7 protein-coding genes, 2 tRNA genes, 1 rRNA gene and 5 pseudogenes are annotated in these 12,731 nt (G+C 56.4%); 2 read left to right on the forward strand and 13 right to left on the reverse strand.

Annotated features, from left to right (window positions below; genetic code table 11):
- From ilvD to ilvL, 5 genes are all read right to left on the reverse strand, one after another.
- A complete protein-coding gene (gene ilvD, locus SGP1_RS21725) occupies nucleotides 1-1,851 on the reverse strand; it encodes a dihydroxy-acid dehydratase (RefSeq protein WP_011412200.1) in 1,851 nt (616 codons plus the stop codon).
- Nucleotides 1,852-1,916: 65 nt separating this feature from the next.
- Nucleotides 1,917-2,846 (reverse strand): branched-chain amino acid transaminase, encoded by a 930-nt coding sequence (locus SGP1_RS21730; RefSeq protein ID WP_011412201.1) that lies wholly within the window; start codon nucleotides 2,844-2,846, stop codon nucleotides 1,917-1,919.
- Nucleotides 2,847-2,868: 22 nt separating this feature from the next.
- A complete protein-coding gene (gene ilvM / locus SGP1_RS21735) occupies nucleotides 2,869-3,126 on the reverse strand; it encodes an acetolactate synthase 2 small subunit (protein ID WP_011412202.1) in 258 nt (85 codons plus the stop codon).
- Entirely contained in the window at nucleotides 3,123-4,769 is a 1,647-nt protein-coding gene (gene ilvG, locus SGP1_RS21740) for an acetolactate synthase 2 catalytic subunit (protein ID WP_011412203.1), read from the reverse strand. The genes ilvM and ilvG overlap by 4 nt, the downstream gene beginning before the upstream one ends.
- Nucleotides 4,770-4,907: 138 nt before the next feature.
- The gene (ilvL, locus tag SGP1_RS28625) at nucleotides 4,908-5,009 is read right to left on the reverse strand and encodes an ilv operon leader peptide (RefSeq protein ID WP_011412204.1); all 102 of its coding nucleotides are present in this window, start codon (nucleotides 5,007-5,009) and stop codon (nucleotides 4,908-4,910) included.
- Nucleotides 5,010-5,582: 573 nt separating this feature from the next.
- On the opposite strand from ilvL, the pseudogene SGP1_RS26005 reads away from it, so the two are divergent.
- Nucleotides 5,583-6,773, forward strand: a pseudogene (locus SGP1_RS26005) (YifB family Mg chelatase-like AAA ATPase).
- Nucleotides 6,774-6,807: 34 nt separating this feature from the next.
- Here SGP1_RS26005 and SGP1_RS21750 read toward each other — a convergent pair.
- Nucleotides 6,808-7,146: a DUF413 domain-containing protein gene (locus SGP1_RS21750; RefSeq protein ID WP_011412205.1), complete on the reverse strand. Its 339-nt coding sequence runs from the start codon at nucleotides 7,144-7,146 to the stop codon at nucleotides 6,808-6,810.
- A gap of 120 nt (nucleotides 7,147-7,266) precedes the next feature.
- Here SGP1_RS21750 and hdfR point away from each other — a divergent pair, with 120 nt between their 5' ends.
- A complete protein-coding gene (gene hdfR, locus SGP1_RS21755) occupies nucleotides 7,267-8,088 on the forward strand; it encodes an HTH-type transcriptional regulator HdfR (protein ID WP_011412206.1) in 822 nt (273 codons plus the stop codon).
- Here hdfR and SGP1_RS21760 read toward each other — a convergent pair.
- The 7 genes and pseudogenes from SGP1_RS21760 to rrf form a co-directional block, all read right to left on the reverse strand.
- Nucleotides 8,083-8,904, reverse strand: a pseudogene (locus SGP1_RS21760) (ABC transporter permease subunit). The gene hdfR and the pseudogene SGP1_RS21760 overlap by 6 nt on opposite strands.
- Nucleotides 8,904-9,474, reverse strand: a pseudogene (locus SGP1_RS21765) (ABC transporter permease); the annotation flags it as partial. The pseudogenes SGP1_RS21765 and SGP1_RS21760, both read right to left, overlap by 1 nt.
- 83 nt (nucleotides 9,475-9,557) lie before the next feature.
- Nucleotides 9,558-10,887: pseudogene (locus SGP1_RS21770) on the reverse strand (sugar ABC transporter ATP-binding protein); the annotation flags it as partial.
- Nucleotides 10,888-10,954: 67 nt separating this feature from the next.
- Nucleotides 10,955-11,911, reverse strand: a pseudogene (gene ytfQ / locus SGP1_RS21775) (galactofuranose ABC transporter, galactofuranose-binding protein YtfQ).
- A gap of 314 nt (nucleotides 11,912-12,225) precedes the next feature.
- Nucleotides 12,226-12,301, reverse strand: a tRNA-Trp gene (locus tag SGP1_RS21780).
- Nucleotides 12,302-12,309: 8 nt separating this feature from the next.
- A tRNA-Asp gene (locus SGP1_RS21785) sits at nucleotides 12,310-12,386 on the reverse strand.
- A gap of 136 nt (nucleotides 12,387-12,522) precedes the next feature.
- Nucleotides 12,523-12,638 (reverse strand): 5S ribosomal RNA (rrf, locus tag SGP1_RS21790).
- Between the last annotated feature and the right edge of the window lie 93 nt (nucleotides 12,639-12,731).

The raw sequence follows: 12,731 nt of genomic DNA on the forward strand, positions 1-12,731 counted from the left end.
TTATCCTCCCAACTTGGCTTTATCGCGCACCGCGCCTTTGTCTGCACTGGTCGCCAAACTGGCATAGGCTTTCAGGGCGAACGACACCTGCCGTTCACGCGCGACCGGCGTCCAGGCCGCAGCACCGCGCGCCAGTTCGGTCTCGCGCCGTGCCGCCAGTTCGCTGTCGGCCACATCCAGCACAATACCGCGGCCGGCGATATTGATATCGATAATATCGCCATCGCGCACCAGCCCGATCAGGCCGCCGCTGGCGGCTTCTGGCGACACATGGCCGATAGACAGTCCCGAAGTACCGCCAGAAAAGCGGCCATCGGTAATCAGAGCGCAGCTTTTACCCAGTCCCACGGATTTAAGGAAGGTAGTCGGATAGAGCATTTCCTGCATCCCCGGACCGCCTTTCGGGCCTTCGTAGCGAATAACGACTACATCGCCGGCAACCACCTTACCGCCAAGAATCGCCTCCGACGCGGCTTCCTGACTTTCATATACTTTGGCCGGACCGCGGAATACCAGGCTACCTTTGTCAACGCCGGCGGTTTTCACTATACAGCCGTCTTCGGCAATGTTGCCGTACAGCACCGCCAGCCCACCGTCCTGGCTGTAGGCGAATTCACGGGCGCGGATACAGCCTTCCTGACGGTCGGTGTCCAGCGACGGCCAGCGACAATCCTGGGAAAACGCCTGTGTGGTACGAATGCCCGCAGGCCCCGCGGCATACATGCTTTTTACCGCCGCGTCATCGCTCACCATGACATCATAGCGCGCCAGGGTTTCCGGCAGCGACAAACCGAGCACATTGTGCACATCGCCATTAAGCAGCCCGCTGCGGCCCAGCTCGCCGAGAATGCCGATAACGCCGCCGGAGCGGTGTACATCTTCCATATGATACTTTTGGGTGCTGGGCGCAACCTTGCATAAGTGCGGCACTTTGCGCGACAGGCGATCGATATCCGCCATGGTAAAGTCCACTTCGCCTTCCTGCGCCGCGGCAAGCAGATGGAGCACAGTGTTGGTCGAGCCGCCCATGGCGATATCCAGGGTCATGGCGTTTTCAAACGCCGCTTTGCTGGCGATACTGCGCGGCAACGCGCTGGTATCATCTTGTTCATAATAGCGTTTGGCTAAGCCGACGATACGCTCGCCGGCGTTCAAGAACAGCTGCTTGCGGTCGGCGTGGGTCGCCAGCAGTGAACCATTGCCCGGCTGCGAAAGGCCGAGCGCCTCGGTGAGACAGTTCATCGAGTTGGCGGTAAACATCCCCGAGCACGATCCACAGGTCGGACAGGCGGAACGCTCGATCTGGTTGCTATCTTCATCCGAGACGTCGGGATTAGCGCCTTGAATCATGGCGTCTATCAGGTCCAGCTTGATGATTTTGTCCAACAGCTTGGTTTTCCCGGCTTCCATCGGGCCGCCAGAGACAAAGATGACCGGTATGTTCAGGCGCAAGGACGCCATCAGCATGCCGGGAGTGATTTTATCGCAGTTGGAAATACATACCATGGCGTCGGCACAGTGGGCATTCACCATGTATTCCACCGAATCGGCGATAAGCTCGCGCGAGGGCAGAGAGTACAGCATGCCGCCGTGCCCCATCGCAATACCGTCGTCCACCGCAATGGTGTTGAACTCCTTCGCGACGCCGCCGGACGCTTCGATCTGTTCGGCGACCAGTTTACCCAAATCGCGCAGATGGACGTGGCCCGGCACAAACTGGGTAAAGGAGTTGACCACGGCGATAATCGGTTTGCCAAAATCGTCGTCGGTCATTCCCGTGGCGCGCCACAGGGCGCGTGCACCGGCCATATTTCGGCCGTGCGTGGTGGTAGCGGAACGGTACTTAGGCATGCTCATAACTCCAGTTATTCAGATGGCCAGGGCAGCCGCAGCGCCGCGGCACGAAAGCGTTATCGTTATTGATTGACCGGATCCAGCCAGCCCCATTTATCTTCAGTCTCGCCGGTAAACAAGCCGAAGAACGCCTGCTGCAATTGCTTGGTCACCGGGCCGCATTTACCGATGCCGACTTTGATGCCGTCAACGCTGCGCACCGGGGTAATCTCGGCGGCGGTACCGGACATAAAGACTTCGTCGGCCAAATAGAGGGACTCACGGGACAAGACCTGTTCCCGCACTTCCAGCCCGGCCGCGATGGCCAGCTTGATAATGGCGTCGCGCGTAATGCCGGGCAGCGCGGATGAGGTGAACGGCGGCGTAAACAAAATACCGTCCTTCACTTCAAACAAATTCTCGCCGGCACCTTCGGAGACATAACCATGTACGTCCAGCGCGATACCCTCTTGATAACCATGGCGGCGGGCTTCGCTGCCCACCAGCATTGAAGACAGGTAATTGCCGCCGGCTTTGACCGCGGTAGGGATAGTATTGGCCGCCGCGCGGTTCCACGAAGACACCATCGCGTCGATCCCCTGATCCAGGGCTTCTTCGCCCAGATAAGCGCCCCAGGGGAACGCGGCGATAATGACGTCGGTGGTATAGCCCGCCGGCGGGTTAACGCCCATGCCGACATCTCCGACAAACACCAGCGGTCGGATGTAGGCGCTGACCAGGTTATTTTTCAGTATAACGGCGCGCGTGGCCGCCATAAGCTCATCGACACTTTGCGTGACCGGCATGCGATAGATTTTGGCCGAGTTGTGTAGGCGCTGCATGTGTTCACGATGACGAAATACCACCGGGCCTTTATGCGAATCGTAGCAACGTACACCTTCAAAGACTGATGACCCGTAATGCAGCGCATGCGACATTACATGGACTTTGGCTTCTGCCCACGGAACCATTTCACCGTTAAACCAAATGAAATCAGCTTTCTTCGTTGTCATTTTTTTCTTTCCTTACCCGGCCTTAGGCACGTATTTTTTGTGTTGTTAATTGCTGGATCTCGACACAGGAAACATCCATTAGTTTGCTTAATTGTGCAGACAATAAGTCCACAGACCGCTTGCTGGCAACGGTCAAATGAATATTTATATTTTCAACCTCCGCGCGCGGCGTCATATTTAAGGCGCACAGTTCAAAACCGCGGTGGCGGACAACCCGCAATATACGTTCCACGACTTCCGGGCGAAAGCGCGCCTGAATGGAAAGGGAATGTTGCATCATAATGATTTCTCCAGCATGGTTTCATTACCGGCGCCGGGAGGCACCAGGGGCCAGACATTCTCAAGCTCATCGATAGAGACATGCAGCAGGAACGGTCCTGGTTGGTTAAACAGGGAGTCAAGCGCCTGCGGGATTTGGTCTTTACGGGTGATATGCAGGCCGGGAATATTGAAGGCGCTGGCCAGCGTGAGAAAATCGGGGTTATCGGTCAGGGTGGTTTCGCTATAACGTTTATCGAAGAACAATTGCTGCCATTGACGGACCATGCCTAAGCGCTGATTATCCAGCAGCACGATCTTCAGCGGTAACCGTTTTCGCTTAATCGTGGTCAGCTCCTGCACATTCATCATGAAGGAGCCGTCGCCGGAGATGCAGATGACGGTATCCTCCAGCCGCGCAATTTGCGCTCCTATCGCGGCGGGAATGCCGAATCCCATAGTCCCCAGGCCGCTGGAGGTGATGAAATTCTCCGGCCGGCTGAAACGCATATGCTGGGCGGCCCACATTTGATGTTGCCCGACATCAGTGGTCACCACAGCCTCGTCGGGGGCGCGATCGCTGATGGCCCGCAGCAGCGCCGGGGCGTAAATCCCCGCGCCGGGATTGTCATAGCGCCAGCGGTACTCCGCTTTCAGCGCCTGGGTCTCAACGCGCCAGGCGTCGATAGACAACGGTTGCGCCAGCGCCGGCAGCAGATGATTCAAATCTCCCAGCAGCGCGATGTGCGCCTGGCGCAACTTGCCCAACTCGGCAGGATCTATATCCAGATGAATCACCTTGGCATGGGGAGCAAACGCATTCAGCCGGCCGGTCACCCGATCGTCGAAACGCGCGCCAACCGCGATCAGCAAATCGCAGGCCTGTACCGCCAGATTGGCGGCCTGATTGCCATGCATACCCAGCATGCCTAAATAACAAGCATCATCGACATCCGGCGCACCCAGACCTTTTAGCGTCGCCACGGCGGGAAGGCCGGTTTGGGTAATCAATTGCCGCAACGCCGGAACCGCACCGGCCATGCCGACGCCGCCGCCGACATAGAGAATCGGGCGTGTCGCCTGGCGCATCAGCCGACGCGCGCCATCCAGATCGCCCTGAATGCTGCTGGCCTGATCGTCGAGACTCAGTAAATGCGGCGTCAGATCGCCGTCCGCCAATTGAATATCTTTGGGAATATCAATCAAAACGGGTCCCGTGCGCCCGCTGGTGGCGATAGCGAAGGCTTCGGTGATGATGCCTGGCAGCGCGTCCAGCGACTCCACCAGAAAGCTATGTTTCGTACAGGCGAGCGACAGGCCCAGTACATCAATCTCTTGAAAAGCGTCGGTGCCGATGAACGCCGACCCGACCTGCCCAGTGATCGCCACAACCGGCACCGAATCCAATAAAGCATCGGCCAGCCCGGTAATAAGGTTGGTGGCGCCAGGGCCGGAGGTAGCGATGCACACGCCCACTTTACCGGTAGCCCGTGCGTAGCCGATTGCTGCGATGGCCGCGCCCTGCTCATGACGGCATAGCAGGTGTTCCACCCCGCCGTCGAATAGCGCGTCGTATACCGGCATGATAGCGCCGCCGGGGTAGCCGAAAACCATGTCCACACCCTGTGCCCGCAGCGCCTGTATTACCCATTGAGCTCCATTCATGGTTAGTTCCCCGCCTTCGCGCCGCAGGGACAGAACAATATTCTAATTATCATTGAGTGTTCTCCTGTCGCTTGATTGATGCCCCAAAAAAAACCCCCGACCAGTTGGTACGGGGGTTTTCTTGAGATTTAAGCTTGTTTAGTAAGCTTTTCTTCGTCCAAGTGCAGCCCCGCACGGTGGGATAATAATCACCACCACGCTAATCACGACTAGGCTAATCACTTGAACAACAGCTTTCATAAATAGGTTTTCATTATGTTGGCATCGAATGAATACCTATAGAGTTATCACAGTTAGTGTAAGCGTGACAACTAATTTCGTTTTCACCATAGCAGACATGACCAGGAATCATGCTTCTAACCTATGATTTATATTGGGTTATTTTTAAGTGAAAATTTTTCATGTTAGCCGGGGATAACTCCCTTGAGGCACCCTAGGCGCAGATCATTTGTGATAGGAAGGGGAGCGTGCACGACCAGTGATATGCAGGCCGTTGCAAGAGTGTATACGCATTGATGGGAGTTAGGTGGGGGAGAAGTTGGATATAGGCGGGGGTTAGGCGGAAAGCGATCATTGTCCGCCTCCCTCTTTTCACGCGTCCTGGATGTCGCTACGGGTATAAGACAGGATAGTGGCGCAGCGAGTCCGGGAGACCCGCCCCTGCAACCAGAAAAGACGATCGCCATTGTGTCTTTTGCCGCAATGCTGCAATGGCAATGTTTTTTTTCACGGTTGTGCTGCACTTCCCATCACCCCCCCTCCACGCCACCACAATGACTGACATACTCAGCTCCGGTTAAAAAGGAAGGCCTCATCGCAATGGCGACAATTTATACCCGCGGGTTGATCGGCATCCATGCGCCCTTTATGACGGTAGAGGCACATGCGGGTAAAGGGCTGCCCGCTTTCACCCTGGTGGGGTTGCCGGAAAGCACCGTGCGCGCGGCGCGGGATCGGGTGCGCAGCGCCATCCTTAACAGCGGATATCAATTCCCCGCCCGGTGCATCACCGTGAATCTGGTGCCGGCGGATCTGCCGAAAGAAGGGGCGAGCTACGATTTACCGGTCGCACTCGCTATCCTTGCCGCAACGCAACAGATTCCCTGTACGCGGCTTGACCAGCACGAGTTTCTTGGCGAGCTGTCGCTCGCCGGGGAGTTGCGGGGGGGTGTACGGCGCTATACCGGCCGCCCATGGCGCGGCGGCCGACGGGCGGCAGCTTATCCTGCCCCAAGCCAATAGTGAGGAAATCGCGCTGCTGCCGGACAGCCAGGCCTATCTCGCCGGTTGTTTGCACCAGGTGTGCCGTTTCCTACAGGGCAACGACGCGCTGACCTTCGCCGATCCGACTGCATTCACCCAGCTGACCCCGCCTGACGGCGGTGATCTTGCGGAGGTTATCGGCCAGCAGCACGCCAGGCGCGCGCTGTAAATTGCCGCCGCTGTCGGATGACGAGGCCATGGAAACCGCCACCATCACCAGCCTGGTCAGCATCAGCAGCGCGAACCGCTGGAGACGGACGAAATCCATATCGCACGGGTCCAGGCCAGCATCTGCCTGCCGGCGCGCTTCCAGCTGGTAGCGGCGATGAATCCCAGCCCTTCCGGCGATCGCAGCGGCGTACACGCCCGCTGTGGAGCCGCCGAGATAGTACGCTATCTGAATCGCCTGTCGGGTCCATTTCTCGATCGCTTCGATCTGTCGGTGGACGTTCCGCTGCTGCAGCCCGGCGAGGACAGCGCGCGCAGAGCCTCAACGCCAGATTGAGCAATACGCAGCTGGCGCAATGCTGTCATTTGTCGGAAGCCGATGGCCTATTTCTGGAAAATGCGCTAACGGCGCTGGGATTATCGGTACGTGCCTGGCATCGCCTATTAAAGGTAGCCCGTACCCTAGCAGATCTGGCGGGTGAAGCCCACATTAGCCGGATTCATCTGGCGGAAGCGCTCAGCTATCGCTGCATTGACCGGCTGCTGCACGAACTGTGGCAGCAGCGGGAATAACAGAGAGATTAAAGGGGCCGCAGCCCCTTCTTTATCAATCTTCGGTGTCGGTGTAGTCTTCCACCACATCCATCTGCGGTTTACCGCCGGAAAGGGTATGAAAACGCTTGGGACGGCGAGTATGCTCTATGTACTTGAACCAAACCTTCTCATGTTCATTGGTGGGGGCAAGTTCACCGTGGCACACCGCAACAAACTGCCACTCATCCTCAGTTACCGGCTCTCGTTTGCCACTATCAAGATCATTGTAGGCATGGCCGCAACGCTCCAATAATTGCGCTTCCCGAATGGTAAAATGACCATGCCGGGAGAAGCCGCGAGGATAATTTTTGTTATCAAAATAACGATTAGTAGTAAAAAAGCTGTCCGCCATCTTACGCGCTCCCACCTCTACATAAGCCATGCTGTTTATGGCGCGGAGTATTAGTTAGGCTTGACTTTCTGTAAAACGAAACATTTTAATCAGTAAGACAAAATTTTTTTGGAGAGCGTAGTGGACTCGGAATTACTGAAAACATTCTTGGAAGTAAGCCGTACCCGACATTTTGGGCGTGCGGCGGAAGCACTCTATTTGACACAATCGGCGGTAAGTTTTCGCATCCGCCAGTTGGAAACACAGCTCGGCGTCAGCCTTTTCACCCGCCATAGGAATAATATTCGCTTGACGGCGGCGGGCGAACGGCTATTGCCCTATGCTGAAAATCTGATGGTTACCTGGCAGGTCGCCAAGCAGGAAGTGACGCGCTCGTTACAGCACAATCCGCTGTCCATCGGCGCCAGCGCCTCGCTGTGGGAAGCATGGCTGGGGGACTGGCTGCAAAATCTTTATCAACAATGGCCGGATCTACAATTGGAAGCACGCATTGCCCTGCGTCAGGGGCTGATAAAAGAGCTGCACGAACGCCAATTGGATTTGCTGATTACCACCGAAGCGCCAAAAATGGAAGAGTTAGCCAGTCAGCAGCTCGGCAGTTTCTCCCTGACGCTGTTTACCGATGTCAACGGCGCGTCAGTAAGCGACAGACGTCCCTATATTCAGCTTGAATGGGGCGCCGATTTTCACACGCATGAAAACCGGCTGCAGTTAAACCAGCAGGCGCCGCTCGTCACAACGACTTCGGCGCAGTTGACGCGCCAACTATTGCAGGTCACTGCCGCCTGCGCCTTTCTGCCCAGTCATTGGGCCCAACGCTTCGCGGATTTGCGATCTGTCAACGATGTGCCGTCGATAGTCCGTCCGCTGTATGCGGTGTGGTTACAAAACAGCGATCAGCGTCCGATGATTAGACAGCTATTAAAAACCGCCGTGCTATAAAGGTTCGCGGCGCGCTGCATCGGTTGGCGCGGTTTCGCTCATTGGCGTGGGCCGGGCTACTACTGCGGTACCGCTTCCACGGCGCGCCAGCCAGAAAGCGTTTAATCCTTTCTGTAAGCCGATAAAACCGAACAGCAGGATCCCGATGACGATCTTGGTCCACCAGGAGCTGAGCGTACCGTCAAAGGTGATATACTTTTGAATCAGCCCCTAGATCATGACCCAAACAAGGCGCCTAACAGGGTGCCGACGCCACCGGTCAATAACGTATCGCCAATGACCACCGCCGCGATAGTATCCAGTTCCACGCCGCTGGCCGCCAGAGCATAGCCTGCTGAGGTATAAAGAGAAAACACGATACCTGATAACACCGCCAGAGAACTTGATAGCATGTAGATCCGCACCGTCGTGCTCCTCACCGGCACGCCCATCAGAGCGGCTGAATAACCGTTGCCGCCCATCGCGTAAACGTAAGGCCGAAGCGTGTACGGTGCGCCAGAGCACCCCAGCGGCCAACAACATGATCAGCGCCAGCACGATAACAAAGGCCAGTCCGGGCGGAACGTCATATTCCCCAATCATCTTCGCCAGCAACACACTGGTAAACGCAATTGTAGATCCCACCGACAAATCAATACCGCCGGAGAAAATAACGAAGGTCATTCCCACCGCCACGATACCCAGAAAAGCATTGTCCGTCAGTAAATCACCAATGACCCGTGTAGAGGCAAAGCCGGGATATTGGCTCAGACAGTACAAGTAACCGGCAATGAACACCACGATAGTCATCGCCAGCGGCAAGTTTCGTTTCAGCATCAGCGGCGCCTCCGCAGCATCGACAGCGATATTCGCGGCGACTGCACCATCAAAAACAGCAGCACCACAATCGCTTTCACTACCAGGTTAAATTCGGGCTGGAAGCCGGAAAGCAAAATACCGGTGTTCATCCCCTGAAGAATCAGCGCTCCCACTACCGATAACAGCAAATAGAAACGGCCGCCTAAAAGCGAGCCGCCACCGATGACCACCGCCAAAATGGCGTCCAGCTCCAGCCACAAACCGGCATTGTTGGCATCTGCCCCCTGAAATATCGGCGGTAATAATAATTCCGGCGACGGCGGCGCACAGCCCGCACAGCATATACACCACCATCAGCACCAGACGCGTGTTCACCCCCGTGTTATGCGCCGAACGGATGTTGATGCCGGCCGCCTCGATAAAGAGCCCTAGCGCGGTTTTGCGGGTCAGCCCCCACAACAGCAGCAGCATCGCGACGGCGATAATCACCGGAATCGGTAACCATAGCAACGCCCCGTGGCCGATTTCGCCAAACGCCGCATTATCGAAAGTGACAATCTGGTCCTCGGTAATCATCTGCGCCGCACCGGCGCTCCGCGGTTGATGAGATCGATCACGCTCCGAACAGCCTACCGTCATGAATACGCAGTGAAAAAAAATGCGGCGAGACCAGAGATGGCCAGCAGCGCCATGCCGTCGGCGCACAGCGCCTCGATCGCCCGGATGATATCCGCATGGGCGCCGAGATCGATACCGCGGATGGGTTCATCCAAAATCAAAAAGCACGGCTGTGTAGCCAACCAGCGTGACAGTAATACTTTCTGCTGATTGCCGCTGGAGAGATACTGAATCTCCTGTTCCGTGCCGGGGTGCTGATGCGCAATTGCTCCGTAACGGTAACGGCCGGAACCAGCCGCGCTGCGCCTGTAGCGCCAGGATGATGTTTTCACGCACCGTGGCGGAACCGATAATGCCCTCGTTTTTCCGGTCTTCCGGGCAATAGCCGAAACCAAGATGGGCGGCGCGGGTTCGAGAGATGAATACGTTTTCCGGCCAGGCGGGCTTCACCGCTGTCCGCAGGTTTAATACCAAACAGCAGTTGCGCGGTCTCGGTACGGCCAGATCCCAGCAACCCGGCCAGGCCGACGATTTCGCCAGGCCGCACCTGCAAATCAAAGGGCGCCACCATGCCGCGCCGGCCGTACCGGTGGAAAGCCACCAGAGGATCCACGTGGCTCACCGGCCGGTCGGAACGTTTCAAGTCAGCCTCATTGAACATTTTACCCAACATCATTTGCACCAGTTCCAACCGCGGCAACGTGGCGGCATCGCGGGTGCCGACCAGTTGACCGTTGCGCAGCACGGTAATGCGATCGCTGATTTGATAATAGACCTGATCGAGGAAATGCGTGACGAAGATCATCCCGACCCCTTCATCGCGCAACTGACGCAATATCGCAAGCAACATCGCTACTTCATTCGCGTCCAGGCTGGCGGTAGGCTCGTCGAGGATCAATACCCGCGCGGAAAGATCGACCGCCCGGGCGATAGCCACGATTTGCTGTATCGCGATGAAGTAATTGGCCAAGGGCTGACTGACATCGACCGCCAAGCCGTATTGAGCCAAAATCTGCCGGGCACGGGCGTTCATTTTCCGATGCGAAACCAGGCCTAAGGAAACAGGCTCGTGGCCGATAAAAAGATTGGCCGCTACCGACAGATTCGGCAGTAGATTAACTTCCTGATAGACGGTTCCAATACCCATGGCTTGCGCGTCGGCGGTACCCTCGGGATCCACCCTCCGACCGGCAAGCATGATCTCGCCGGCCGAGCGGCGATAAACGCTGGTCAGCGCTTTAATCAGCGTTGACTTGCCGGCGCCATTTTCACTCAACAGCGCAACCACCTCGTCACTATGCAGGGTAAAGTCCACTTGAGGGCTTTTACGCCGGGAAATTCCACGCTGACGCTTTTAAGCTCCAATAGCGGTGCGGATGCCATGCCTGTTTCCCCCCGTCATCGATACGCCAGCCGCTACCCTGGCAGGCGGCGAAGTCGTCACCGTTTGTTAATAGCCCATGCTCTGCTTGGCGTCATATTCTTGTTTGGCGGTATCGAGCAGCAATAATCGTGAGTCGGTCTGGATAAACTTCGGCGGTGCTTTACCGTCTTTCTTCATCGCCAGCAGAGCATCGAAAGCCGGGCCTGCCATGTTGGGCGTCAACTCGACCGTGGCATTGGCTTCGCCATTCATCATGGCTTTAAAAATATCCGGAACGCCGTCAATTGAGATCACTTTAATCTGCAAACCCGGTTTCAGACCCGCCTCTTTAATCGCCTGAATAGCGCCGATGGCCATATCATCGTTATGGGCGTAAACGGCGCAGATATTCTTGCCGTTTTGTTCCGCTTTGATAAAGCTTTCCATCATCTCTTTTCCCTTACTAAGGGTAAAATCACCGGACTGCGAACGAATGATCTTGATATTAGAATGCGCGCTGATGCCCTCTGCAAACCCTTTTTTACGGTTGATAGCGACGCTGGCTCCGACCGTGCCCCGCAGTTCCACCACGTTACAGGCTTTATCGCCTACGTCCTTCGCCAACCACTCGCCGGCGACTTTACCCTCCATGCACGCTATCAGAGGCGACTGCGGAGGTATAAAGCGATGGGTCATTGACCTCTATCATGCAGTCCAGCAAAAAGACGGGGATTTTGGCTTCCTTGGCCTCCTGCAATACGGGCGTCCAGCCGGTGGCGACCACCAGCGCAATAAAGATGGCGTCCACCCCTGTACGATAAAGGAGCGTACCGCTTTAATTTGGTTTTCCTGTTTTTGCTACGCATCGGCGATTTTCAGTGTAATGCCGCGCTTTTCCGCTTCGGTTTTCGCGACTTTGGTTTCCGCCGAACGCCAGCCGGATTCCGAACCAATTTGGTAGAAACCCACCACCGGTGCTGCCGCCTGCGCCGTCTGACCCAAGGCAACGCTTACCGCCAAAGCAATTATCATGCGCTTGACCATCATGTGACCTTCCTTATTTTTCTCTTTTTGCAGGGGTGAGGCGCACCCAGCCTTCGGCCAGCGGCTAATGGCCGGGCGCTTTTTGGGACGGTAATGCTGGATGAGTAATGGATGCATCTCCCTTATTGTCTATAGGTATTAATTAGTTTTAATAGAAATAATTATGATGAGCGGTATCACACCCTGAACGAACAGTGTTTTTGTGCATATGTTTAGCTGATTCAGATCAGGCGGTGATGTGGCAACAGCTGCTGTGCGGGGAAAAACCAACGGGCGAAAAAAACCCTTCGCGTTTGCGAAGGGTTTTCCATGGCTGGCAGGGGCGGAGAGACTCGAACTCCCAACACCCGGTTTTGGAGACCGGTGCTCTACCAATTGAACTACGCCCCTAAATAGGGTGGCGGTGCGGACGGGACTCGAACCCGCGACCCCCGGCGTGACAGGCCGGTATTCTAACCGACTGAACTACCGCACCACCGAATCACTACACACACACACACCAGATTAACATGAGCGAGGTCAGACGCCTGTTGACCATCCCGGGTGTTACCGCAGCTCGCGCTACCTGTTGATACTGCTCGTCACGGGCTACCCGTTAGGACGTAATGGATGCCTGGCAGTTCCCTACTCTCGCATGGGGAGACCCCACACTACCATCGGCGCTACGGCGTTTCACTTCTGAGTTCGGCATGGGGTCAGGTGGGACCACCGCGCTCGTGCCGCCAGGCAAATTCGTTTTCCGCACCGCTTTCACCATGCAGACTGCTCTTGCTGCCCAACCCTCACTTGCGTGACCATCGGGCGTTATCCGGAACATCGC

This window comes from Sodalis glossinidius str. 'morsitans', from assembly GCF_000010085.1.
Classification (GTDB): Bacteria; Pseudomonadota; Gammaproteobacteria; order Enterobacterales; family Enterobacteriaceae; genus Sodalis; species Sodalis glossinidius.

Excerpts from the sequence above, each read along its gene's own strand:
- ilvD (WP_011412200.1), bottom strand. The coding sequence starts at position 1,851 with ATGCCTAAGTACCGTTCCGCTACCACCACGCACGGCCGAAATATGGCC.
- SGP1_RS21730 (WP_011412201.1), bottom strand. The coding sequence starts at position 2,846 with ATGACAACGAAGAAAGCTGATTTCATTTGGTTTAACGGTGAAATGGTT.
- ilvM (WP_011412202.1), bottom strand. The coding sequence starts at position 3,126 with ATGATGCAACATTCCCTTTCCATTCAGGCGCGCTTTCGCCCGGAAGTC.
- ilvG (WP_011412203.1), bottom strand. The coding sequence starts at position 4,769 with ATGAATGGAGCTCAATGGGTAATACAGGCGCTGCGGGCACAGGGTGTG.
- ilvL (WP_011412204.1), bottom strand. The coding sequence starts at position 5,009 with ATGAAAGCTGTTGTTCAAGTGATTAGCCTAGTCGTGATTAGCGTGGTG.
- SGP1_RS21750 (WP_011412205.1), bottom strand. The coding sequence starts at position 7,146 with ATGGCGGACAGCTTTTTTACTACTAATCGTTATTTTGATAACAAAAAT.